Raw genomic sequence first — 23,052 nt, 5'->3', positions numbered from 1 at the left:
TGGTCGGACTGTCACATCGCCTGGCGGCGACGTGACGTCGAGGACCTCCGGCCCGGGGCGGCCGGTGCGGTCCCCGTCGTAGCTTCCGGCGTACCGGCGTCGCCCAGGAGGAACTGCTCCACCAGGTGGTTCCACTGGCACCCGCGGCAGACCTCCACCACGAACACCTGAAACTCGCGCAACGTCGTCGCCAGGCTGGTCAACTCCGCCAGGGTACGCGCCTGACCAGCAGATTGCTTCAGCTCATCACCATAGATGTAGTGGACGCGGGTCAAAAATTCGCGTCGGCAGATCGGGCAGAGGTCCTCGGTCGGCTCGCCGTGGAAGCGGGCCGCCGTCCGCAGATAGGCAGACGCGTCGCAGACCTCGCGGACCGCCACTCGACCGGCGTAGACATCCCGCAGCAGCGCCCGGCGCTGGAGCGCGAAATCGACCACCTGCCGCTGCGTCCGCATGCTTAGGAAGGGTAACGGGTCATCTTGACCCTCGCGACCTCCGTCACTGTCGGTGATCAAGGCCACCGGCCCGGTTGTCTTGCCCTGAAGTATCCGGGCGTTCTAACCTACAGATGTATCGGCCCGATACATCGAGTGGCGGGAAGGTGGCGAAGTGCTGGACATGGCGATCCTCGGCATCCTGCACGAGGCCCCTATGCACGGCTATGAGCTGCGTAAACAGCTCGCGCTCAAGATCGGGGCGATGCGCGCCGCGATCAGCTACGGCTCGCTCTACCCGACCCTCCGGCGGCTGCAGGCCAGCGGCTGGATCACCGAGGCAGGGGAGTCCCTGCCCGACGACGAGTTGGTCCCCCCGTTGACCAGCCGGCGCGGCCGGGTGGTCTACAAGATCACCGCAGAGGGCAAGGAGCGCTTCGAGGAGCTCCTCGCGCAGACCGGACCGGAGAGCTACGACGACCCCGGTTTCGGGGTCCACTTCGCGTTCTTCGCGCGTACCGACACGGAAATCCGGCTGCGCATTCTCGAGGGGCGCCGCCGCAAGGTCGAGGAGCGCCGGGAGGGACTGCGCGACGTGCTCGCGCGGGCCGCCGAGCGCGTCGACGCGTACACGCTGGAGCTGCAGAGGCACGGCCTCGACGCGGCCGAGCGTGAGGTGCGCTGGCTCGAGGAGTTGATCGCGAACGAGCGGTCCGGCAGGCCGCCGGCGCAGCGCGCGTACCAGCCGGGTGACCCCGGCACGGAGACTTCCGCGGCCCAACCGGGCCACGAAGATGACCCGCCTGGCCAGACGCCGAGGCGGCAGTGAACAGTAAGGAGGCACCCACGATGGGTTCCGTCCGCGTAGCCATCGTCGGCGTCGGCAACTGCGCCTCGTCCCTGGTCCAGGGCGTCGAGTACTACCGCAACGCCGACCCCAACGAGCGCGTACCCGGTCTCATGCACGTCGACTTCGGCGGCTACCACGTTCGTGACGTCCAGTTCGTCGCGGCCTTCGACGTCGACGCGAAGAAGGTCGGGCAGGATCTGGCCGAGGCGATCGTGGCCAGCGAGAACAACACGATCAAGTTGTGCGACGTGCCGCCGGTGGGCGTGAGTGTCCAGCGCGGTCCGACGTACGACGGCCTGGGCCAGTACTACCAGGAGATGGTGCAGGAGTCCGACGAGCAGCCGGTCGACGTCGCGCAGGCGCTGCGGGACGCGCAGGTCGACGTCGTCGTCTCCTACCTGCCGGTGGGCTCGGAAGAGGCCGACAAGTTCTACGCGCAGGCGGCCATCGACGCCGGGTGCGCCTTCGTCAACGCCCTGCCCGTCTTCATCGCCTCGGACCCCGTCTGGGCGAAGAAGTTCGAGGACGCGGGCCTGCCGATCGTCGGCGACGACATCAAGTCGCAGGTCGGTGCGACCATCGTCCACCGGGCGCTGGCCAAGCTGTTCGAGGACCGCGGCGTCGAGCTGCTGCGCACGTACCAGCTCAACTTCGGCGGCAACATGGACTTCATGAACATGCTGGAGCGGACCCGCCTGGTCTCGAAGAAGATCTCGAAGACCCAGTCGGTCACCTCCCAGGTCCCGCACGAGCTGGCCAAGAGCGACGTCCACATCGGGCCGTCCGACCACGTGCCGTGGCTGTCGGACCGCAAGTGGGCCTACATCCGGCTGGAGGGCCGCGCGTTCGGCGACGTTCCGCTGAATGCCGAGCTCAAGCTCGAGGTGTGGGACTCGCCGAACTCGGCCGGCGTCATCATCGACGCGGTCCGCGCCGCGAAGATCGCGCTCGACCGCAAGATCGGTGGCCCGATCCTCTCGGCGTCGAGCTACTTCATGAAGTCGCCGCCGGTCCAGTACAGCGACCACGACGCGCACGAGTCCGTCGAGGCCTTCATCCGCGGCGAGGTCGAGCGCTGACGCGTTCGGGCAGCTGACACCGACTATGAGCCGTTCCTGTGGGACGGCTCATAGTCGTCTATGGCATCAACGAGGGTCGCCAGGTATTTACCTCCCCGTGGGGCGCCTGTCACAGTGGGCTTATGGCTAAGGCATACGTGCTGGACAAGGTCGACGTCGATGTGGCGCACGGCCGTACCCAGCCCGCGATCCAGCGCTTGAGCAGCCTGGTCGCGGTCCATCCGCATGACCTGGATCTCCGGCACCGGCTCGCCGCGGTGCACCGCATGACCGGTAACGCCATCGAAGCCGGTCGCTGGGACTATCTCTCGCAGGGCACCGAGCCCGCCGAGATCTCGGCCTTCGAGCGCGCCTTCCCGTCCGCCGCGCAACGGTTGCGCGCGCTGCGCTGGGAAGGCTCGGCCGACCTCGCACCGACCGACCACGCGCGTACGCGACTCGCCGAGCTGGCCGCCGCGGCGGCTGCCGAGCTGCCGGTCGGCGTACCGGTGGCGGTCCCGCAGCGGCGGCCGTTTCTGGTCAGCGCGGCCGCCCTGGTCGGCGGGGGAGCGGTCCTCGCCCTGGCGGTCCTCGGTGTGATGACCATCGTTGGCTGGCTGACGTAGGCGTCGCTCCGAGACATCGGCGTCTCACGTTGCGGTTTCGTTACATGGGCACCTGGCGCGCACAGTCGCGAGCCCAGATCATGTGTGGGTGGCCAAAGCCGACGTCCTGGACCGGGTGAAGCGGGATCTCGCCGCCGGCCATACCCATCTCGCCGCACAGCGCCTGCGTACGCTGGTCGCGTCCTATCCGGACGATCTGGAACTGTTCCGCCTGCTCGCCTCCGTCTACCGGCAGACCGGCAACCTGACCGAGGCCGGCCGCTGGGGATTCCTCACCGACGAGGTACGCCCGGACGAGCTGACCGCCTTCCACCGCGTACACGCGGATCCGTGGGCGCGAGTCCGGCTGCTGCGCTGGACGGGCGACCCGGACGCGTTGTCGGCGCCGGCCCGCAGCCGCCTCGACGCGCTGGTCGCGGAGGCGGAGCAGTCGGGGCCGCCGGAGATCTGGGTGGGGTCGTACCGCGCGCCGGCGAAGACCCGCGGCGCGGGCATTCCCTGCTTCTACACGGTCGTCGCGATGGTGATCGTCGGCGCTCTCGCGGCGGTGGGCCTGCTCCGCATCCTCAAGTGGGTCCTCGCCTAGCGACCGTCGCGGGCCGATGACGGCGAACGTTCAGTGAACTTCCAGTAAGGGCACAGCACCCTGAATGCGGACACGGGTGGTCTGATCCCCGCGTATTCGGCGAGCCGGGCGACGGTCACTTACTCTGGTCGGGTGCCGCCTCCCGCGACGTCCGCCGCTGTCAACGCCGACCTGCAGCGCAAGGTCGACGGGCACTACCTCAAGGCGATCCTCAGGTCGCGGGGCTTTCGCAACCTCCTGCTCGTCCGGCTGATCTCGCAGCTCGCCGACGGCTGGTTCCAGGCCGGCCTCGCCGGATCGCTGCTGTTCAACCCGTCGAAGCAGTCGAGCCCGCTGGCCATCGCCACCGGCTTCGCCATCCTGCTGCTGCCGTACTCGCTGCTCGGGCCGTTCGTCGGCGTCTTCCTCGACCGCTGGGACCGGCGCGCGTCGCTCGCGCTGGCCAACCTCGGCCGGGCGCTGCTCGTGATCCCCGCCTTCTTCCTCATCTGGACGGGCGACCAGGGCCCGCGGTTCGCGCTCGCCGCGCTTCTCGTGATCGCCGTGAACCGGTTCTTCCTCGCCGGCCTGTCGGCCGCCCTGCCCCGGGTGGTCGAGGACGCCCGCCTGGTCACCGCCAACGCACTCGCCACGACCGCCGGCACGATCATGTTCTCGGTCGGCCTCTTCTCGGCCGCTGCCATGATCGCGACCTCCATGGTCCACACCACCCAGCACGGGTACGCGTGCATCGCCGGCATCGCGGCCGTCGGCTACCTCGCGTCGGGTCTGCTCGCGTACGCGACCTTCCGCAGTGGCCAGCTGGGGCCGGACGAGGAGGAGCGGCCGCGGATCGGCGTCTGGACGGCGGTCGTCGACGTCGCGCGGGGGATGGTCGGGGGCCTTCGCCACCTGGCCGCCCGGCCGCGGGCCGCCCGGGTGATGGTGCTGACGGCCGGTCACCGCCTGCTCTACGGCTTCCTGACCTTGGCGGTGCTGCTGCTCTACAGCCGCTACTTCGGCCGGCACACGCCCGACGGCACCTCGCGGTCGCTGTGGTCCCTGGGCCAGGTCGTGATCGCCGGGGCGGTCGGCGCCGGTCTCGCCGCCGTGGTCACACCGGCGGCGACGCGCCGCTTCGGCGCCCAGCGCTGGATCACGATCATGCTGGCCGGCATCTCCGTCGCAATCCTGGTCCTCGGCCTGCCGTTCATCGCCGGGCTGCTCCTGGTGGCGGCCGCGGTCATGAACATCGCCTCGCAGAGCATGAAGATCATCGTGGACGCCACGCTGCAGCACGAGTGCGAGGACGACTACCGCGGCCGGATCTTCAGCCTCAACGACACCGCGTTCAACCTGTGCATGGTGACCGGTCTCTTCCTCGCCGCGCTCACTCTTCCGGCGGACGGCAAGTCGGCCGTCGCCCTGATCGGCGTCGCCGTCGGGTACGCCGCCCTCGCGTTCTGGTTCGGCCGTCCCGTCAGGCATTAGTGCCGACCCGGTGGTTCGACACCGGCCCTGACCGGCGAAGCGCCCGGATGCCGAGGGATGTCCCCAGGCAGGCGGCCTTGTAGAGTCGCTCTGCACAATGCGCCGGCGATGGCCGCGATGCGGCACGGAGGTAGTCCAGTGAGCACCGTTCTCGACGCGCCCGATACCAGTGCGGAAGCGGACCTCACCTCGCCGGCTGGGCGTACCGGTGGGACGGGCGCGCTGGTGTGGGTCGCGCGTACGCTGCCGTGGCTCATCGTCGCCGCGGTCACGGTCGTCGGGCTGCTCTGGTCGAACACCCCCGCCACCGACATCGCCCGGTACGCCGCGTACTGGGCCGGCTGCGTGGTGCTGCCGGGAACGCTGATCTTCCGGGCCCTCCGTGGGAGCCGGGGCAACCTGCCGGAGGACATCGGCTTCGGCGCGATCACCGGTCTCGTGGCCGAGCTGCCGATGTGGGCGCTCGGCGTCGGCACCGGCCAGCAGCACTGGCTGTGGGCCTGGCCGATCCCGGTCGTGGCACTGTTCGCCGGCGTTCCGCGGCTGCGGAGGTTCTGGCGGATCGAGGAGCCCAGGCCGCTGCCGATCGCGTTCTCCTGGTCGGTCGCCGGGATCATGTCCCTGATGGTCGGCTGGTTCGCGGTCGTGTTCTGGGGCAACAACCCGCTGCCGCCCGCGACCCACAGCCTCTTCGAAGACCTCTACTACCACTGGGCCAACAGCGCCGAGCTGAGCCGGACGATCACTCCGCAGCAGCCGCAGATGGCCGGCGTCGCGCTGCACTACCACTGGTTCTCCGACGCGCACCGGGCCACCGCGCACCTGATCAGCGGCGTACCGATCTCCACCGTCCTGCTGCGCCTGTGGTGGGCACCGGTCGTGCTGGCCGGCGTACTGGTGATCTGCGGCCTCGCCCGGCAGGTGACCGGCGCGTGGTGGAGCGGCCCGCTCGCGGCCTCCGCCGCCATGCTGTTCTCCGACACGGTGATCTGGCCGCGTTTCAGCAGCTACCCGGTACGCCTCCTGGCCTCCTACAGCCCGACGCTGACCTACTCGATCCCGGTCCTCGTGGTCACGGCGAGCCTGCTCGTGGACGTCGCCCGGGGCAAGCGCATGGGCCGGGCATGGGTTCTGGTCCCGGTGTTCCTGCTCGCCTCGGCCGGGTCGAAGTCCAGCTCGATCCCTGTTCTGCTGTGCGGCGTGGTGACGGCCGCCGGCGCCGCCTGGATGATCCACCGCCGGCCGCCGAAGGGACTGCTCGTCGCGCTGGCCGCGACGGTCGGCGTACTGGCGCTGGCGGCTCCGATCATCGCGGGCGGCCTGCCCGGCTCCGGCCTGCAGCTCGGCGCGGCCTTCACGTTCAAGGCGCAGTACATCAACGTGATCGGGTCGAGCTCGATCCCCGGCACCGGGGGCTTCCTGCCGCCGAGCCTGCAAACGGTCGGCTCGCTGACGAAGCTGTTCTTCCCGCTGCTCATCGTGAGCTTCCTGATCAGCCAGCTGCCCCGGCTGCTCGGCCTCGTCGCGCTGCTGCGGCCGCGGATCCGCCGCGATCCGGCCGCCTGGCTGCTCGCCGGCACCAGCGTCGGCGGGCTCGGAGCCGCGCTGCTGGTCAGCCACGTCGCCAATGGTGAGCTGTACTTCTGGTACTCGGCGGTCGCCGCCGGCTCGGTGCTCGGCGCCTGGCTCATCGTCGACCTCGCCCCGGCCCGGCAGCGCCGGATCTTCGTGATCGGCGGACTCGTCGCCGGTGGCCTGCTCGCCAAGGTGCTCTACTCCTACGGTCCGGGCGGGCGCGGCAGCTGGAAGCACGACTGGGCGTACCTGCTGGGTGCGCCGCTGGTCAGCCTCATCGCGATCCTCGGCCTGGGCGCGCTGGCGTGGCGGGTCCTGCCCCGGCTGACCCCGCGGGCGTCGGTCCTGACCGGCAAGGGCGCGGTCGTGATGGTCACGTGCCTGTTCGGCCTCGGCTTCTTCAGCGCCGGATACGAGATCTACTACACGGTCAAGCCGGCTGTGCAGGGCCACGGACCGAGCGCCGGCAGCAAGGGCTCGTTCTGGGTGACCGCCGAGGAGATGCGTGCCGCCCAGTGGCTGGCGGCGAACGCCCCGGCGAACGACGTCGTGGCCACCAACATCCACTGCGAGAACCTGGTCACCGAGCCGAACTGCATCAACCGCTCGTTCTGGGTCTCCGGCCTCACCGAACACCGCGTGGTGCTGGAGGGGTGGGCATACCAGGAGGCGACGCAGGCCGCGCACGGCAAGGACGGACTGCCCTACTTCAAGCAGCCGGCACCTGACCTGGAGCGGCTGAGCATCAACGACCAGGTCTTCACCAACCCGACCGCGGAGGTCGTCGGCCGGCTCCAGCAGCAGTACGGCGCCCACTGGCTGTACGCCGACGACCGGGCCGGCGCGGTCTCACCCGACCTGACCAAGTACGCGCAGGTCCGCTACCACGAGGGCACGGTCACGGTCTACGAGCTGACCGGCGCCTGATCAGAGGTTCTCCGTCGCCCAGGCGCGCAGCTCCGACTCGGCTTCCTCCCGGGTCAGGGGCCCGCGCTCCAGGCGTACCTCCTTGAGGTGCTTCCAGGCGCGGCCCACCACCGGGCCCGGCGGGATGTCGAGCAGCTCCATGATCGCGTTGCCGTCGAGGTCGGGCCGGACCTTCGCGAGATCCTCCTCCTCGGCGATGCGGGCGATCCGCTCCTCCAGCGCGTCGTAGTCGGCGCTGAGCTGCGCGGCCTTGCGCTTGTTGCGGGTCGTGCAGTCCGACCTGGTCAGCTTGTGCAGCCGGGGAAGCAGGTCTTCGGCGTCGTGGACGTACCGGCGGACCGCGGAGTCGGTCCACTCGCCCCGGCCGTAGCCGTAGAACCGCAGGTGGAGCGCGATCAGTCCGACCACGGAACTGATCACCTCCTTCGGGTACTTCAGCGTCTTGAGCCGGTGCTTGGCCATCCGTGCGCCGACCAGCTCGTGGTGGTGGAAGCTCACCCGGCCGTCCGCGTCCACTGCCTTGGTATCGGGCTTGCCGATGTCGTGCAGCAGCGCGGACAGGCGCAGCACGAGGTCCGGGCCCGTGTCGGCGGTGTCGAGGTTCACCGCGTTCTGCACGACCGTCAGCGTGTGCTCGTACACGTCCTTGTGCTGGGCGTGCTCGTCGATCTCCATCCGCAGCGCGGTCAGCTCCGGCAGGAAGATCTCGGCCAGTCCGGTCTCCACCAGCAGCCGCAGCCCCGTCACCGGGTCCTCGCCGAGCATCAGCTTGCTGAATTCCTCGCGTACGCGCTCGGCGGTGATCCGGGTCAGCTGACCGGAGAGGTCCGACATCGCCCGCATCACCGGCTCGTCGACGACGAATCGGAGCTGGGCGGCGAACCGGGCGGCGCGCAGCATCCGGAGCGGATCGTCGCCGAAGCTCTGCTGGGGCGTGCCCGGCGTACGGATGATCCGGGTCTGCAGGTCGTCGAGGCCGCCGAACAAGTCGGTGAAGTGGTGGTCCTGGAGGCTGACCGCCATCGCGTTGATCGTGAAGTCGCGCCGGCTCAGATCCTCGGCCAGGGTGCTGCCGTACTGGACGGCCGGATTCCGGCTCACGCCGTCGTAGGACTCCGCGCGGTAGGTCGTGATCTCCAGGCGCAGCCCGTCGCGGAAGGCACCGATCGTGCCGAACTCCCGCCCCGTCTCCCAGGTCGCCTCGGCCCAGCCCCGCACCGCGCGCAGCGTCTCGTCGGGGTGTGCGTCGGTGCAGAAGTCCAAATCGTCGCCGAGGCGGCCGAGCAGCGCGTCGCGTACCGAGCCGCCGACGAGGTGCAGCTCGAATCCGGCGTCGGCGAACCGGCCGCCGAGCTCGTCGGCGACAGGGAAGCGCGCCAGCAGCGCGGCCACGGCCTCGCGCTGGGCCACGGTCAGGGCGTTTGAGTTCGACATCGGTCAAGCAGCTTATCGGGCACGGCCGGGCGGCAGGTGCGCGGTGGCCGGATCACTTCGCAATGAAGATCCACATCAACGCCTGGTGGATCTTGACAAGGGCCCCCGCCTCGTCTCGCCGCGGCCGTGAACGGGCAGCTAGTGTATGCGCGGTGAGCAGAGATCCGGAGCAGGACTGGTTTCCCTGGGACGACCCGACGGGGGCATACCCGCGGGTGGATCCCGACGCGACCATGATGCTGCCCCAGATCGTCGGCGAATCGCTTCCGGGTGCCGAGACCGAACTGGCGGTCGAGCGTACGGTGCGGTTCGGTCCGGTCCCCTCGATGAACGACGCGACCACCGTGCTGCGCCCGATCGACGACGCCACGACGATCCTGCCCGCGGTCGGGGGAGACACGACCGTCCACCTCCAGCCGCCGCCCCGCCCCGCCCCGGACACCGCGCCCGGTACGCCGACCGGCCCGGCCGAAAGCGGACAGCCGCGGGAGAACACGGCCGCCGGCAACTCGGCGATCATGGCGATCGGGTCGCTGGTCAGCCGCGGAACGGGCTTCCTGCGGACGGCCATGATCGCGGCGGCCCTCGGCGGCGTCGCGCTGGGCCTGGGCGACGCGTACACGACGGCGCAGTTCTTCCCGGGCATGGTCTACGAGTTCCTCATCGGCGGCGTCCTGTCCAGCGTCGTCATCCCGGTGCTGGTACGCGCCCGGCGCAACGACGCCGACGGCGGTGAGGCGTACGCCCAGCGGCTGATGACCCTGACCGCGCTCGTGCTCGGCGTCGCGGCGATCCTGGCCACGCTGGCCGCACCGCTGCTCACGATGATCTACACGAAGTCCGGGACGGGCGACGACTACCGCAACCTCGTCACCGCCCTGTCGTACTTCACGCTGCCGGCGATCTTCTTCTTCGGCGTCTCGGCGGTGCTCAGCGCGTACCTGAACACGCGCGGGGTGTTCGGGCCGCCGATGTGGACGCCGATCCTCAACAACATCGTCGTCATCGCCACCTGCGTGCTGTACATCGTGTTCTTCGGCGCGGTGAGCCGGGAGGCCGGCGACGTCAGCCCGGCGATGGTCGCCCTGCTCGGCGGCGGCACGCTGCTCGGCATCACCCTGCAGACCGCGGGGCTGCTGCCCGCGCTGCACCGGGCGGGGTTCCGCTGGAAGGCACGGTTCGACTTCCGCGCGCTGGGCCTGCGCGAACTGGCCCACCTCGGCGGCTGGATGTTCTGCTACGTCGCGGTCAGCCAGGTCGGCGTGCTGGTCATGCTGCGCCTGCTGAGCGGCAACAGCCTGCTCATCTACAACAACGTCTACCTGCTGATGATGATGGCCCACGGCATCGTGGCGGTCTCGATCATCACCGCGCTGATGCCGCGGATGTCCGCCGCCTCGGCCGCCGGTCGCCTCGCGGAGCTGGTCAACGACTTGGCGAAGGGCGTACGCACGACCAGCGCCATGCTGGCTCCGATCGCGGTCGTCTTCGTCTTCCTGGCCGGGCCGGCCCTCGTCTCGCTCTTCGCCCGGGGCGCGTTCACCGAGCACGACGCGAGTCGCGGCGCCTCCGTGCTCATCATGGCCGGCATCTCGCTGATCCCGTTCTCGCTGAGCCAGCTGTTCACGTTCGCGTTCTACGCGCTGCCGGACACGAAGACCCCGGCGCTGCTCAACATCCCCGTCGTCCTGATCCGGATCATCGCGCAGTGGGTGCTGTTCACGATCGGTCTCGAGGCGGCCGGCGTCATGCTCGGCAACGGCATCTCCTACGTCATCGCCACCGCGCTCAGCATCTGGCAGCTGCACAAGCGGATCGGCTCGCTCGGGCTCGGACGTACGGCGTGGACGCTGGCCCGCATCGTCGGCGCGATGGTCGCCTCCGGCATCCTCGGTTACCTCACCGTGCTGGTGCTGCGCAAGATCGGCATCGAGAGCTCGTGGATCCAGCTGGTCCTGGGCGGCGCGGTGATCCTGGCCGGCTATCTCGCCGTCGCCAAGGGCCTGCGGATCGAGGAGATCGACGACGTCTTCGGCCTGCTCGGCCGGGTCCGCCGCAAGCTCCTGCGCCGCTAGCTCTTCTTGCTCCTGCGCGCGGTCCCGAAGATCCCGCGCACGATCGCCGCGCCGGCCGCGGCGGCCGCACTTTTGATCAAAGTCTGGGTCGTACGCGACTTCAGCACCTGGTCGACGATCCCCGGCTCGGCCTTGGCCGGTTTCGCCGCCTTCTCCGGTTTCGGGGCGGGGGCCGGGGCTTCCGCCGGTGGTGGCGCCGCCGGGGCCAGCCGGGCGGCCAGCATCTCGTAGGCCGACTCCCGGTCGACCGGGGTGGCGTACTTCGCGTACAGGAGGGAATTCGCGGTCGTCTGCTGGAGAAGCTCGGCGGGTGCGGCGGCCATGAGAGATTGCGGTGCGCGGAGCCGGGTCCAGGCGACCGGGGTGGGCGCGCCCTTCTCGTTGAGGACGGTGACGACCGCCTCGCCGGTGCCGAGCTGGGTGAGCAGTTCCTCCAGGTCGTAGCCGGACTTGGGGAAGGTGGAGGCGGTCGCCTTGAGCGCCTTCGCGTCGTCGGGCGTGTACGCGCGCAACGCGTGCTGGATCCGGTTGCCCAGCTGCGCGAGGACGTCGGGGTGGACGTCCTTGGGCGTCTGCGTGACGAAGTACACGCCGACGCCCTTGGAGCGGATGAGCCGCACGGTCTGCGTGATCGACTCCAGGAACTGCTTGGACGCGTCCTTGAACAGCAGGTGCGCCTCGTCGAAGAAGAAGCACAGCTTCGGCTTGTCCGGGTCGCCGACCTCGGGCAGATCCTGGAAGAGGTCGGCGAGCAGCCACATCAGGAACGAGGAGAAGAGCGCCGGCTGCTGGACCACGCCGGGTAGTTCCAGAATGGACACGACGCCCCGGCCGTCCGGGGTCGTCCGCAGCAGGTCCTGCGAATTGAACTCGGGCTCGCCGAAGAAGTCCTCGGCACCGGCGTCGGCGAACGCGATCAGCTCCCGCAGGAGTACGCCGGCCGTCTGCTTCGACAGCCCGCCGAGTTCCTTGAGTTCGGCGGCCCCCTCGTCGGAGGTGAGGAACTGGATGACCGCCCGCAGGTCCTTGAGATCCACGAGGGGCAGGCCGGCCTTGTCGGCGTAGTGGAAGACCAGGTTGAGCGAGGACGACTGCACATCCGTGAGGCCGAGCACCTTGGACAGCAGGATCGGGCCGAACGCGGTGATGGTCGCGCGGATCGGCGTACCAGTGCCGCGGCCGCCGAGTGTGAAGAACTCCACCGGGTACGCGGCCGCCACCCACTCCTGGCCCAGCTCGCTCATCCGGCCGGTGATCTTTTCGTTCGGCTCCCCGGCGACGGCCATGCCGCTCACGTCGCCTTTGACGTCGGCCAGGAACACCGGTACGCCGGCCGCGCTGAGCTGTTCGGCCATCACCTGAAGGGTTTTCGTCTTGCCCGTGCCGGTGGCCCCCGCCACCAGGCCGTGCCGGTTGAGCATCGCCATCGGTACGCGTACCGGCGCGTCCTTGTCGGCGTCGCCGCCGGCCAGAACCAGTGCGCCGAGGTCGATGGCGGGTGTGGTGAAGGCGTAGCCGGTGCGTACGGCGTCGTCCGGTGCGGTGCTCACCAGCTCAGTTTTCCGGATAAAAGTCACCGATCATGGGTAAATACGACATCTGCTGATCACTTGGGTACGTCAAGCCGTGTGACCACCGTGTCACTTGAGGTTCAACCACATCGCAGTGTCGCGAGTTTGTTTCAGAGCGGTAAGGTCGCACCCAGCGCGCGCCCGGAACGCATAGGCTAGGCGTGGAAACGCTGCGCGCACCACACCGAGGGAGGACGGGGTGACCCACGTCGGCGAAGGTCAGCCGGTGGCCGAGAAGGAGCACCGAACCGCTGACCGGCCGTCCCTCGGCGATGTCACGGGCCCGGACCCAGGCAGCGCTCCCTCAGCGTCCCCGACCGACCGGGCGGGCACGGTCGGCGAGGTGCTCGCCGACCGCTACCGGCTCGAAGAGCACATCAACGACGACGCGGGCGGCCGGCAGGTCTGGCGCGGCGTCGACATCATGCTGCTGCGCCCGATCGCGGTGGTGCTGCGAGCCCCGGGCGGTCCCGCCGCCGAGGAGATGCTCGCCGCCGCCGTCACGGCCAGCCGGGTCGTGCACCCGCACCTGATCGGCGTCTACGACGCGATCGACGAGGGCCACCGGGCGTACGTGGTGCGCGAATGGGTCGAAGGCGTCTCGCTGCGGCAGATCGTCGAGGGCGAGGGCCCGCTCGATCCCGACCGCGCGGTGAACGTCGTGCACGCGATCGCCGAGGCGGTCAGCGCACTGCACGCGAGCGGCATGGCCCACGGCAACGTGCACCCCGGCACCGTCCTGCTCGGCGACGACGGCCGCGTCGTGCTGACCGACGCGCGCGCCGGCTCCGCCACCAACGACGGCGACGTCCGGTCGATCGGCGGCATCCTCTACTACGCGCTCACCGAGCAGTGGCCTCGCAAGGAGGCCGGCGCCCTCGGCCTGCCCGACGGCGTACGCGACGAGAACGGTGTTCTCGCCACGCCGAGGCAGGTCCGGGCAGGCGTACCGACGCACCTCGACGATCTCGTCGGCGACCTGCTCAACGAGCGGGTCACGCTGCCCAGCGCCGATGTGCTGGCCGCCGAACTCGACCGCCTCGACGTGGCGGGGGAGGAGCGCGGCTACGGCCCGCTGCGGTTCAGCGAGACGCTGCCCGAGCCGCCCCGGCAGCGGTCGCGCCGGCTGATCTACGGCGTGGCGGCGGTGGTCGTGCTGGCCCTCGTCGGCCTCACGATCAGCGCCCGCGCGCTCACCTCGAACAACCAACCCGGCGACAAGGGCGGCAACACGGTCTCGGCCCAGCCCAGCACGTCGGCTCCGAGCGTCGCCGAGCCGGTGGCCCTGACGCTGAGCGGCGGCCAGGTCAACCTGTTCGACCCGCAGGGCGACGGGACCCAGAAGGCCAATCTCGACAAGGCCGTGGACGGCAAGAACACCACCGGCTGGAAGAGCGAGCACTACAACCAGAACTTCGGACCCGGCGGCCTGAAGGCCGGCATGGGCATCTGGCTCGACCTCGGTACGCCGCAGTCCATCGCGGACGTCCAGGTCGTCCTGTCGGGCAAGCCCGTCTCGGCGAAGCTGCTCGGCGGCGCCACGGTTCCCGACTCCAGCGCGCTGACCACGTACAAGCAGATCGGCAACGCGTTCGACGACTTCAACGGCACCAACATGGTGTTCAGCCAGTCGGACGACGGCGCCGAGAAGGTCCGCTACCTGCTGCTGTGGATCACGAGCATGCCGCGGGACACCGCGGACTCGGCGCAGCGCTTCCAGATCGGCGTGCAGGAGATAACGGTCAGGGTGGCGTGATGCTGTCCCTCTCCGACGAGGAGCTGCTGGCCGCTCACGTCGCCGGAGACAGGGACGCGTTCGCCGAGATCGTCCGGCGGCACCGGGACCGGCTGTGGGCGGTCGCGATGCGTACCCTCCACGATCGCGAGGAGGCCGCCGACGCGCTGCAGGACGCGCTGCTCAAGGCGTACCGGTCGGCGGCGGGGTTCCGGGGCGAGGCCGCCGTCACCACCTGGCTGCACCGCATCGTCGTCAACGCCTGCCTCGACCGGGTCCGCCGGCGCCAGGCCCGCCCGACCGTCCCGCTGCCCGGCCAGGGCGAGCCCGAGGGACACGCCCGGCCCGAGCCCGCCTCACCCGTCGTGGATCATGACACCCATCTCGTCGTACGCGACGCGCTCCAGCAGTTGCCGGAGGAGCAGAGAGCAGCGCTCATCCTGGTCGACGTGCAGGGCTACTCGGTCGCCGAGGTCGCCGTGATCTTGGGCGTCGCCGAGGGTACGGTGAAGAGCCGCTGCTCACGGGGGCGGGCGCGATTGGCTGTGATGCTCGGCCACCTGCGGAACCCGGCTGGTCACGGCGGCGTCTCAGACCCATCACGGGCCGGACTAGATCAGACGGGAGGACGGCCGGTATGAACCTGAGCCAGCCCGATCTCGATCTGCTCGCCGATTACGTGGGCGGCGCCCTCGCCGGAACTCCCCAGGAAGCAGAAGTACGCGACCGTGTCGCCAATGATCTCGTCTGGGCGGCCGCGCACGTCGAGATGTCAGCGGCACTCTCTGAGGTGAGCAGCGCTCTCGCAGGCTTGGACGAGGACCCCGGCCCGATGCCGGACGACGTCTGGGCAGGCCTGCGGTCGGCGCTGGCCGACGAGACCCCGCCGGTGAACGAGATCACGGCGGGAATGCCGACCTATCCGCGGCAGAGCGGTTCGCCCGCCGACAACCGCCCGGGCGGACGACCGCAGCGTCGCCGCCGGCGCTGGGCGGTACCCGTGCTCGCCGCCTTCGTCGTGCTGTTCGCCCTGGCGGTGGGCATTCCGGCGCTGCGGCACCAGAGCCAGGACCAGGCCGGCAGCGGTGCCGCCGACACCGCGGCGGCTCCCATGTTCGGACCGTTCGAGCAGGTCGCCACCGGTCGTGACTACAACCGCGACACCCTCGTCCTCGCGACCGACTTCGGCGAGACCCGCATGTACGCCTCGTCGTCGGTACCCGCGAAGACGGCGAACAGCGCCCCGATGCCCACCGCTTCGGTGCCCAGCAACCTCACGCCCCTGGCGGGCGGCGGCAGCAGCCTGGCCGACTGCCTCAGAGCCGTGTCGGCGCTGGTTCCGGGCCAGGTCGTGGGCGTCGACTTCGCCCGCTACCTCGGCGACCCGGCACTCATCGTCGTGATCCGGACGGCCGACGACGGGCGTACGGTCGCGGTGGCCCGGCCGGACTGCGGCAAGTCAGGCGCCGACCTCGTGTTGTCACAGAAGGTGTCCTGAGAAGTCCCATCCTCCGGTGACCTCGCGCACGCCTGCGCCAGGCGGGAATCAGTCGTCCGTACGATGACGTTCTCACCATGTAGTTCCGGCGCCGCGGTGCCGCCCGTCGGCGGTGCGCCAACGCCGGAGGAACGCCTGAGGAGCAACAGTGAGCGACGTTCGCAACGTCATCATCATCGGTTCGGGGCCGGCGGGCTACACCGCGGCCACCTACGCGGCACGGGCGAACCTCCAGCCTCTCGTCATCGAGGGCTTCGAGTCCGGTGGCGCGCTCATGACCACGACCGAGGTCGAGAACTTCCCGGGCTTCCCGGACGCCGTCATGGGTCCCGAGCTGATGGACCAGATGCGCCGGCAGGCCGAGCGGTTCGGGGCCGAGTTCGTCACGGACAACGCGACCCGGGTCGAGCTGGCCGGCGACGTCAAGACCGTCTGGGTGGGGGAGAAGGCGTACCAGGCCAAGGCCGTGATCCTTTCCACCGGCTCGGCGTGGCGCCCGCTCGGCGTACCGGGTGAGCAGGAGCTGCTCGGTCATGGCGTCTCGTCCTGCGCGACGTGTGACGGCTTCTTCTTCCGCGGCCACGACATCGCCGTGATCGGCGGCGGCGACTCCGCGATGGAGGAGGCGAACTTCCTGACCAAGTTCGCCGAGACCGTCACGATCGTGCACCGCCGGGAGGAGTTCCGGGCCAGCAAGATCATGGCTGACCGGGCACTCGCCAACCCGAAGATCAAGGTCGCCTGGAACACGGTCGTCGACGAGGTGACCGGGGCAGACGGCAAGGTCAACGGACTCAAGGTACGCGACACCCAGACCGGCGAGAACCGTACGCTCGACGTCACCGGCGTGTTCATCGCGATCGGCCACGACCCGCGCAGCGAGCTGTTCAAGGGCCAGGTCGAGCTGGACGAGGACGGCTACGTGCTCACCGAGGGCCGGTCGTCGCGGACGAACGTCCCGGGTGTCTTCGCCGCCGGCGACCTCGTCGACCACACCTACCGCCAGGCCATCACGGCCGCCGGCTCGGGCTGCGCCGCGGCCCTGGACGCCGAGCGCTGGCTGGCCCACCACCACGGCTGAGCCGCCGTACCGACTTCCCCGTACCGATTCACCGAACCCCCGGCGCACAAGGCCCCGCACACAAGGGAGAGAACATGGGTTCTGCCAAGATCGTCACCGACGCCACCTTCGTCAGCGACGTGCTGCAGTCCGACAAGCCCGTCCTGGTGGACTTCTGGGCCGAGTGGTGCGGCCCGTGCCGCAAGGTCTCCCCGGTACTCGAGGAGATCGCCGGCGAGATGGCCGACCAGGTCACCATCGTCAAGGTCAACATCGATGAGAACCCGGAGACGACGCGCGCGTACCGGGTGATGTCGGTTCCGACCCTCACGATCTTCAAGGGCGGGCAGCCGGTGCAGTCGGTCGCCGGCGCGAAGCCCAAGGGCGAACTCGTCCGGCTCATCGAGCAGGCGCTGTAGCCACCGCCTACGCGAGAACATCCGGCCCCATCGGCGCACAAGCCGGTGGGGCCGACACATGCGCGGCCGAGGCCTGTGAAAGCCTGAGGGCGGTACGCTCCCGAGGGCTTGAGCGACGAAGGCCGGCGGCTTTCGTGTGCCGGGCCGGGTGTGTGTGGGTACTGGGGAAGCTTGCCGACGGTGGAGGTGATCTGTGCGTCCGATCTGTCGAGGTGATCGGGGTGCCGCGGTCCTCGAGATCCGCGCGATCCTGACGGGCATGCAGCTCGTGCCGCCGTCCCCCGAGCCGGCCGAGGACGGGGTCTTCGACCATGCGCTCGAACGGGCGGTGCGCACGTTCCAGCAGAGCCGCGGCCTGTCCGTCGACGGCGAGGTCGGCGACGAGACCTGGCGCGCCCTGCTGGCCGCCCAGTGGCACCTCGGCGCCCGCACGCTCTACCAGCAGATCCCGGACGCCCTGATCGGCGACGACGTACGCCAGCTCCAGGAGCGCCTGCTCGAAATGGGCTACGACGTCGGCCGGGCCGACGGCGTGTACGGCGCGCGTACGGCCAAGGCGGTCGGCCAGTTCCAGCGCGAGGTCGGCCTGACCCCGGACGGCGCCTGCGGACCCCACACCCTCAACGCGCTGCGCCGGCTCGGCCGGAAGGTCGTCGGCGGCTCCCCGCAGCGGCTACGCGAGGAGCAGGTGTTCCGCGCGTACGGACCGGTGCTGGTCGGGCGGCAGATCGTCATCGACCCCGGTCACGGCGGCCCCGACGATCCCGGCGTCTACGTACCCGACGGCCCGCTGCGCTGGTCCGAGGCGGATCTCGCGTACGACATGGCGAGCCGGTTGGAGGGTCGTCTGGCGGCGGCGGGGATGCGCGTACACCTGACCCGCGGGCCGCATCCGGCTCAGGCCCCGTCCACGCTGGAACGCGCGCAGCTCGCCAACGACCTCGGCGCGGATCTGCTGATCTCCCTGCACATCGACGGGCACCCGAATCCCGAGGCGGACGGCGTCGCGGCGTTCCACTACGGCACCGACAACGGCGTCACCTCGACGATGGGGGAGCGCCTCGCCGGCCTGGTGCTGCGGGAGATCGTCGCGCGTACCGGGCTGCGCAACTGCCAGGTGCACGCCAAGAGCTGGGACATCCTGCGCCTCACCCGCATGCCCGCGGTACGCGTCGACATCGGCTACCTGACCTCGCCGACCGACCGTGCCCGGCTGACCGACCCGCGGTTCCGTGATCTCGTCGTGGAGGCGATCGTGGCGGCCGTCCAGCGGATGTACTACCCGCTGGAGGCCGACGTGCTCACCGGTTCCATCGACGTACGCGAGCTGCGGGCGGCCCTCGCCGGGGCCGAGTTCAGTTCCCCGAGCTGAGGGACCGGGTCGCCGGGCGTACCGGCCGGAGGAGGCCTTCGGGGCTCATCGAACCGAGGAGCTTCTCCAACGCGTACTCGACGTCGCTCTTCCAGGAGAGGGCGGTACGCAGGTCGAGCCGCAACCGGGGGAACCGGTGGTGCGGCCGGACGGTCTTGAACCCGACGGCGAGGAAGAAATCGGCGGGGGTGACGCAGCCCACCGGGCCGAGCGTCTCGTCGAGCTCGCCGAACTTGGCGTCGCCGAAGGCCTCGATCGCCTTGATCCCGCGCTTGGTGAGGTCCCGCGCCATGCCTTGGATGAGCATCCGGCCGAGCCCACCGCCGGCGAAGGGCGGCACGACGTTGGCGGCCATGATCACGACAGCGTCGCCGGAGACCGGCGAGGTGGGGAAGGCGTTGCTGCGGGGGACGTAGGTGGGCGGCGCGTACATCACGAACCCGGCCGGCATGCCGTCGACGTACGCGATCTTGCCGCAGGAGCCCCATTCGAGCAGCGCCTGCGAGACCCACGCCTCCTTCTCGAAGCCGGCGTCGCCGTTCGCGCAGGCCTTCTCGGCCGCGACGGGGTCCAGCTCCCAGTAGACGCAGCCGCGGCAGGAGCGCGGCAGGTCTTCCAGGGTGTCCAGGGTCAGATTGACGACGCGTCGCGACATGCGTGTGACCGATCTGCGAAGTAAGGGCCCTCGTTTCGCTAACCACTCGACCTTACGCGCAGTGACCGTCATCTGGGAGAGTAAGGAAGGCAAACCCGCCGCCGGGTACCGTGGAATTTCCCGTGCGCCCGGCGCACGGCGGGGCACACTGATTCTCCGGCCCCTCATCGGGCGGGCGAACACCGAGGTCAGGGAAGCGAGGCGGGTCATGAGCGGCGGCACCACGCTGGACGACTACACCGGCCGATACGCGCAGCGGATCGGCGGGATGACGGCGAGCGAGATCCGAGCTCTCTTCGCCGTGGCCAACCGGCCAGAGGTGGTCTCCCTCGCCGGCGGCGCTCCCTACACGGCCGCCCTGCCCCTCGACGCCGTCGGCGAGATGCTCAAGGACCTGATGAGCAAGAACGGCGCGCAGGCGCTGCAGTACGGCATCGGCCAGGGCCTGCCGGAGCTGCGCGAGCAGATCTGCGAGCTGATGGCCGACGTCGGCATCGATGCCGCGATGGGCGCGTCCCCGGACGACGTCGTGGTCACGATCGGCGGCCAGCAGGCGCTGGACCTCGTGTCCCGGCTGTTCCTGGACCCGGGCGACATCGTCCTCGCCGAGGGCCCCACCTACGTCGGCGCGCTCGGCGCCTTCCAGGCCGCGCAGGCCGAGGTCGTCCACGTCGCGATGGACGCCGACGGGCTGATCCCCGAGTCGCTCGAGGCCGCCATCGCGCACCTCGCCACGCAGGGCCGCAGCGCCAAGTTCCTCTACACGATCCCGACGTACCAGAACCCCGCCGGCGTGACCCTCTCCGAGGAGCGCCGCGAGCGCGTGCTCGACATCTGCGAGCGCGAGGGCCTGCTGGTCATCGAGGACGACCCCTACGGCCGGCTGAGCTTCGGCGGCCAGGCCCCCAAGCCGCTGCGCGCGCGCCGCCGCGAGGGCGTCTTCTATCTGTCGACCTTCTCCAAGACCATCGCCGCCGGCCTGCGGGTCGGCTGGATCCTGGCGCCCCACGCCGTCCGCGACAAGCTCGTCATCGCCACCGAGGCGCAGATCCTCTGCCCACCCCATTTCTCGCAGTACGCGGTGAGCACGTACCTGTCGACGATGCCCTGGCGCGAGCAGATCAAGACGTTCTCGCAGCTCTACTCCGAGCGCCGGGACACCCTGCTCGACTCGCTGGCCGACCTGATGCCGCCCGGCATGACGTGGACGCGTCCGGACGGCGGCCTGTTCGTCTGGGCGACCCTGCCCGAGGGCCTCGACGCGAAGGCCATGGTGCCCCGTTCGATCGCCGCCCGCGTCGCGTACGTGCCGGGGACGGGGTTCTACGCCGACGGCACCGGCCAGCGCCACCTGCGCCTCAACTTCTCCTTCCCGCCGCCGGACCGCATCCGTGAGGGCGTACGCCGTCTCGCGGGCGTGATCGAGCAGGAGATGGCGATGCGGGCCGTCTTCGGTTCCGGCGTCGGCAACTCGGCCGGGTCGGTCTGGCCGGGAGCGGACAACCCCGGGCTGGCATGATCGTCATATGAGCCGAGTTCTCGTCCTCGCCGGCGGCCTCTCCTACGAACGCGACGTGTCGCTGCGCTCCGGCCAGCGGGTCATCGACGCGCTCAAGGCCGTGGGCGTCGACGCCGAAATGCGCGACGCCGACCTGCACCTGCTGCCGGTGCTCCGCGAAGATCCGCCGGACGCGGTCGTCATCGCCCTGCACGGCGGCATCGGCGAGGACGGCTCGCTGCGCGGCGTACTGGACCTGTGCGGCGTGCCGTACGTCGGCTGCGACGCGCCCACGGCCCGGCTCGCCTGGGACAAGCCGTCGGCCAAGGCCGTGCTCGCGGAGGCCGGCATTCCGACGCCGGAGTGGGTGGCACTGCCGCACGAACGCTTCTCCGAGCTCGGCGCGCAGGCCGTGCTCGACCGGATCGTCGAGCGTCTCGGCCTGCCGCTGATGGTCAAGCCGGCCCAGGGCGGCTCGGGCCTCGGCGCCTCGGTCGTGCGTACGCCGGACTCGCTCCCGGCCGCGATGGTCGGCTGCTTCGCGTACGACCAGACGGCCCTCGTCGAGCGGTACGCCGCGGGCGTGGACGTCGCCGTCTCTGTCCTCGACGTCGGCGACGGCCCGACCGCGCTGCCGGCCGTCGAGATCGTGCCGAACAGCGGCGTCTACGACTACGCCGCCCGCTACACGGCCGGGGTGACGACCTGGCACGCCCCCGCCCGCCTCGATCGCGGTGTCGCCGCCGAGGTCGCCGAGGTGGCCCTGGCGGCGCACAAGGCACTCGGCCTGCGCGATCTGTCCCGGGTGGACCTGATCGTCGGTGCCGACGGTGAGATCACCGTGCTCGAGGTCAACGTCGCGCCCGGCATGACCGAGACGTCACTGCTGCCGATGGCCGTCCAGGCCGCCGGCCTCGACTTCGGCCAGGTCCTCGCCACGCTCGTCCAGCGCGCGATCGCGCGCTGACCGCGTACTGACCGCGAGCAGGGCTCCCGCCACGGCGAACAGCGCCGCGCACACCTCCACCGGTACGCGATAGCCGCCGGTCAAGCCGTGCAACGCCGCCACACCCAGCGGGACCGTGGTCGTGCCGATCGCGATCGAGGTGTTCAGCATGCCCGCCACCGTGCCGAACCGGGCGGTCCCGAAGTGCTCGGCGACCAGCGCCGGCCGGGTGATCGTGGCGAGGCCGAAACCGAGCCCGACCGTGACGACGCAACAGACGGCTCCGGTACGCGTACTCCCGAGGTAGGGAAGCAGGCCGAGCGCCACGGCCTGGACGCCGAACAGCGCGCACACGGTACGCACGGGGCTGGTCCACCGGGCGAGCGCGGTGATCGCGAGACGGCCGGTGACCGAGAGTACGCCGATGAGGCCGGCGATGGTCGCGGCGACGGCGGTGGAGTGCCCGAGTTCGCGCAGAATGCTGACCAGCTGTACGCCCAGCGCGGTGATCACGGAACTGTGTGCGGTAAACGCGACGGCGTAGAGCCAGAAGCGCGGTCGCCGAAGCGTCTGGCTGATGTGGCCTTTCCCGGGTGCCGCTTTCCTGTTCTCGTCTTCCGGGGATTCCTTGTGGACGGTGCGGGTACCGGCGGGCCCTCGGGGGATCGCGAGGAGGTGCAAGGGCACCGTGGTGACGCCCAGGATGACCGCCAGCCAGACCAGCGCCGTACGCCAGCCGAGATCACTGACGAGCGCACCGGTGAGCGGCAGGAAGACGGTGCTCGCGAAGCCGCCGACGGCGGTCACGACGAGGAGGGCGAGGCCACGGCGTTCGGGCGGCAGCCGCGGCACGATCACCGCGAACGCCGGCTCGTACAGGACGAGCGCCCAGGTCACACCGATCCCGGCCCAGACCGCGTACAACTCGACCACATTCTGTACGCGCGACGCTACGTAGAGCAGCGAAGCCGCGGCCACCGATCCGACCGCCATGAGCGGCCGGCCACCCCGAATGTCGATCCAGCGTCCCACCAGGACCGCACAGACAGCGGAGCCGAGCGTGCACAAGGTGATGGAGAACGAAGCCTGGGTCGTGGAGATCCCGAGATCCCGCGCGATCGGCCCGAGCAGCACCGCGTACGCGTAGAACAGGCAGCCGTAGCCGACCAGAGAGGTGACGGCGAGAGCGCCGACGGTGGTTCGGGCTCGCGCGACCATGAACACGAGGTTGCCAGGGGGAGTGGGGTCGCGTCAGGCCCTGTA

The 23,052-nt window shown here is 70.2% G+C and carries 20 protein-coding genes; 15 read left to right on the top strand and 5 right to left on the bottom strand.

The genetic code is table 11. The features are described 5' to 3' along the window. Window positions 1-11: 11 nt before the first annotated feature. Window positions 12-455 carry a DUF5318 family protein gene (locus tag G401_RS0113140; RefSeq protein WP_027342868.1) on the bottom strand — a complete coding sequence of 148 codons (444 nt, stop codon included), beginning with the start codon at window positions 453-455 and terminating at the stop codon, window positions 12-14. Window positions 456-609: 154 nt separating this feature from the next. On the opposite strand from G401_RS0113140, the gene G401_RS45370 reads away from it, so the two are divergent. The 6 genes from G401_RS45370 (at window position 610) to G401_RS0113110 (ending at window position 7,526) form a co-directional block, all read left to right on the top strand. Continuing rightward, on the top strand, window positions 610-1,263 hold the full coding sequence (locus tag G401_RS45370; RefSeq protein ID WP_084557132.1) for a PadR family transcriptional regulator: 654 nt from the start codon (window positions 610-612) through the stop codon (window positions 1,261-1,263). A gap of 20 nt (window positions 1,264-1,283) precedes the next feature. Then, window positions 1,284-2,363 carry an inositol-3-phosphate synthase gene (locus G401_RS0113130; RefSeq protein ID WP_027342867.1) on the top strand — a complete coding sequence of 360 codons (1,080 nt, stop codon included), beginning with the start codon at window positions 1,284-1,286 and terminating at the stop codon, window positions 2,361-2,363. Between the two features lie 122 nt (window positions 2,364-2,485). Further along, window positions 2,486-2,968 carry a DUF6584 family protein gene (locus G401_RS45365; RefSeq protein WP_157545669.1) on the top strand — a complete coding sequence of 161 codons (483 nt, stop codon included), beginning with the start codon at window positions 2,486-2,488 and terminating at the stop codon, window positions 2,966-2,968. 88 nt (window positions 2,969-3,056) lie between these two features. Further along, on the top strand, window positions 3,057-3,554 hold the full coding sequence (locus G401_RS45360; RefSeq protein ID WP_157545667.1) for a DUF6584 family protein: 498 nt from the start codon (window positions 3,057-3,059) through the stop codon (window positions 3,552-3,554). Window positions 3,555-3,686: 132 nt separating this feature from the next. Continuing rightward, the gene (locus G401_RS0113115; RefSeq protein ID WP_051366574.1) at window positions 3,687-5,024 is read left to right on the top strand and encodes an MFS transporter; all 1,338 of its coding nucleotides are present in this window, start codon (window positions 3,687-3,689) and stop codon (window positions 5,022-5,024) included. Window positions 5,025-5,162: 138 nt separating this feature from the next. Next, the gene (locus G401_RS0113110; RefSeq protein ID WP_027342865.1) at window positions 5,163-7,526 is read left to right on the top strand and encodes a hypothetical protein; all 2,364 of its coding nucleotides are present in this window, start codon (window positions 5,163-5,165) and stop codon (window positions 7,524-7,526) included. On the opposite strand, the gene G401_RS0113105 is transcribed toward G401_RS0113110, so the two are convergent. After that, window positions 7,527-8,960, bottom strand: coding sequence for a CCA tRNA nucleotidyltransferase (locus G401_RS0113105; RefSeq protein WP_027342864.1), 1,434 nt, complete (start codon window positions 8,958-8,960; stop codon window positions 7,527-7,529). A 152-nt stretch (window positions 8,961-9,112) separates the two neighbouring features. Here G401_RS0113105 and murJ point away from each other — a divergent pair, with 152 nt between their 5' ends. Continuing rightward, window positions 9,113-11,035 carry a murein biosynthesis integral membrane protein MurJ gene (gene murJ, locus G401_RS0113100; RefSeq protein ID WP_169734180.1) on the top strand — a complete coding sequence of 641 codons (1,923 nt, stop codon included), beginning with the start codon at window positions 9,113-9,115 and terminating at the stop codon, window positions 11,033-11,035. Here the strand turns inward: murJ and G401_RS0113095 are convergent. After that, window positions 11,032-12,585, bottom strand: a complete 1,554-nt coding sequence (locus tag G401_RS0113095; RefSeq protein ID WP_027342862.1) for a helicase HerA-like domain-containing protein — start codon at window positions 12,583-12,585, stop codon at window positions 11,032-11,034. The genes murJ and G401_RS0113095 overlap by 4 nt on opposite strands. A gap of 220 nt (window positions 12,586-12,805) precedes the next feature. On the opposite strand from G401_RS0113095, the gene G401_RS45355 reads away from it, so the two are divergent. From G401_RS45355 to G401_RS0113065, 6 genes are all read left to right on the top strand, one after another. Beyond that, window positions 12,806-14,362, top strand: a complete 1,557-nt coding sequence (locus tag G401_RS45355; RefSeq protein ID WP_051366573.1) for a protein kinase family protein — start codon at window positions 12,806-12,808, stop codon at window positions 14,360-14,362. Further along, on the top strand, window positions 14,362-14,982 hold the full coding sequence (gene sigM / locus G401_RS0113085; RefSeq protein ID WP_027342861.1) for an RNA polymerase sigma factor SigM: 621 nt from the start codon (window positions 14,362-14,364) through the stop codon (window positions 14,980-14,982). Before G401_RS45355 ends, sigM begins: the two co-directional genes overlap by 1 nt. After that, on the top strand, window positions 14,979-15,839 hold the full coding sequence (locus G401_RS0113080) for a hypothetical protein (protein WP_027342860.1): 861 nt from the start codon (window positions 14,979-14,981) through the stop codon (window positions 15,837-15,839). The genes sigM and G401_RS0113080 overlap by 4 nt, the downstream gene beginning before the upstream one ends. A gap of 148 nt (window positions 15,840-15,987) precedes the next feature. After that, on the top strand, window positions 15,988-16,920 hold the full coding sequence (gene trxB, locus G401_RS0113075; RefSeq protein WP_027342859.1) for a thioredoxin-disulfide reductase: 933 nt from the start codon (window positions 15,988-15,990) through the stop codon (window positions 16,918-16,920). Between the two features lie 74 nt (window positions 16,921-16,994). Beyond that, window positions 16,995-17,318 carry a thioredoxin gene (gene trxA / locus G401_RS0113070; protein ID WP_027342858.1) on the top strand — a complete coding sequence of 108 codons (324 nt, stop codon included), beginning with the start codon at window positions 16,995-16,997 and terminating at the stop codon, window positions 17,316-17,318. A 193-nt stretch (window positions 17,319-17,511) separates the two neighbouring features. Next, window positions 17,512-18,690 carry an N-acetylmuramoyl-L-alanine amidase gene (locus tag G401_RS0113065; protein WP_027342857.1) on the top strand — a complete coding sequence of 393 codons (1,179 nt, stop codon included), beginning with the start codon at window positions 17,512-17,514 and terminating at the stop codon, window positions 18,688-18,690. Here the strand turns inward: G401_RS0113065 and G401_RS0113060 are convergent. After that, the gene (locus G401_RS0113060; RefSeq protein ID WP_027342856.1) at window positions 18,674-19,345 is read right to left on the bottom strand and encodes a GCN5 family acetyltransferase; all 672 of its coding nucleotides are present in this window, start codon (window positions 19,343-19,345) and stop codon (window positions 18,674-18,676) included. The two genes, G401_RS0113065 and G401_RS0113060, sit on opposite strands and share 17 nt — an antisense overlap. Window positions 19,346-19,553: 208 nt before the next feature. Between G401_RS0113060 and G401_RS0113055 the strand changes: the two genes are divergently transcribed. Continuing rightward, the gene (locus G401_RS0113055; RefSeq protein WP_027342855.1) at window positions 19,554-20,864 is read left to right on the top strand and encodes an aminotransferase-like domain-containing protein; all 1,311 of its coding nucleotides are present in this window, start codon (window positions 19,554-19,556) and stop codon (window positions 20,862-20,864) included. 7 nt (window positions 20,865-20,871) lie between these two features. After that, entirely contained in the window at window positions 20,872-21,810 is a 939-nt protein-coding gene (locus G401_RS0113050; protein WP_027342854.1) for a D-alanine--D-alanine ligase family protein, read from the top strand. Here the strand turns inward: G401_RS0113050 and G401_RS45350 are convergent. After that, the gene (locus G401_RS45350) at window positions 21,724-23,007 is read right to left on the bottom strand and encodes an MFS transporter (protein WP_157545664.1); all 1,284 of its coding nucleotides are present in this window, start codon (window positions 23,005-23,007) and stop codon (window positions 21,724-21,726) included. The genes G401_RS0113050 and G401_RS45350 overlap by 87 nt on opposite strands. Window positions 23,008-23,052 lie beyond the last annotated feature (45 nt).

The organism is Hamadaea tsunoensis DSM 44101 (genome assembly GCF_000428945.1).
GTDB lineage: Bacteria > Actinomycetota > Actinomycetes > Mycobacteriales > Micromonosporaceae > Hamadaea > Hamadaea tsunoensis.
This window is presented reverse-complemented; position numbering and strand designations above follow the sequence as displayed.

What these genes read in the sequence shown, in the direction of transcription:
- G401_RS0113140 (WP_027342868.1), bottom strand. Translation starts at nt 455, where the DNA reads ATGCGGACGCAGCGGCAGGTGGTCGATTTCGCGCTCCAGCGCCGGGCG.
- G401_RS0113130 (WP_027342867.1), top strand. Translation starts at nt 1,284, where the DNA reads ATGGGTTCCGTCCGCGTAGCCATCGTCGGCGTCGGCAACTGCGCCTCG.
- G401_RS45365 (WP_157545669.1), top strand. Translation starts at nt 2,486, where the DNA reads ATGGCTAAGGCATACGTGCTGGACAAGGTCGACGTCGATGTGGCGCAC.
- G401_RS0113105 (WP_027342864.1), bottom strand. Translation starts at nt 8,960, where the DNA reads ATGTCGAACTCAAACGCCCTGACCGTGGCCCAGCGCGAGGCCGTGGCC.
- sigM (WP_027342861.1), top strand. Translation starts at nt 14,362, where the DNA reads ATGCTGTCCCTCTCCGACGAGGAGCTGCTGGCCGCTCACGTCGCCGGA.
- G401_RS0113080 (WP_027342860.1), top strand. Translation starts at nt 14,979, where the DNA reads ATGAACCTGAGCCAGCCCGATCTCGATCTGCTCGCCGATTACGTGGGC.
- trxA (WP_027342858.1), top strand. Translation starts at nt 16,995, where the DNA reads ATGGGTTCTGCCAAGATCGTCACCGACGCCACCTTCGTCAGCGACGTG.
- G401_RS0113060 (WP_027342856.1), bottom strand. Translation starts at nt 19,345, where the DNA reads ATGTCGCGACGCGTCGTCAATCTGACCCTGGACACCCTGGAAGACCTG.
- G401_RS0113055 (WP_027342855.1), top strand. Translation starts at nt 19,554, where the DNA reads ATGAGCGGCGGCACCACGCTGGACGACTACACCGGCCGATACGCGCAG.
- G401_RS0113050 (WP_027342854.1), top strand. Translation starts at nt 20,872, where the DNA reads ATGAGCCGAGTTCTCGTCCTCGCCGGCGGCCTCTCCTACGAACGCGAC.
- G401_RS45350 (WP_157545664.1), bottom strand. Translation starts at nt 23,007, where the DNA reads ATGGTCGCGCGAGCCCGAACCACCGTCGGCGCTCTCGCCGTCACCTCT.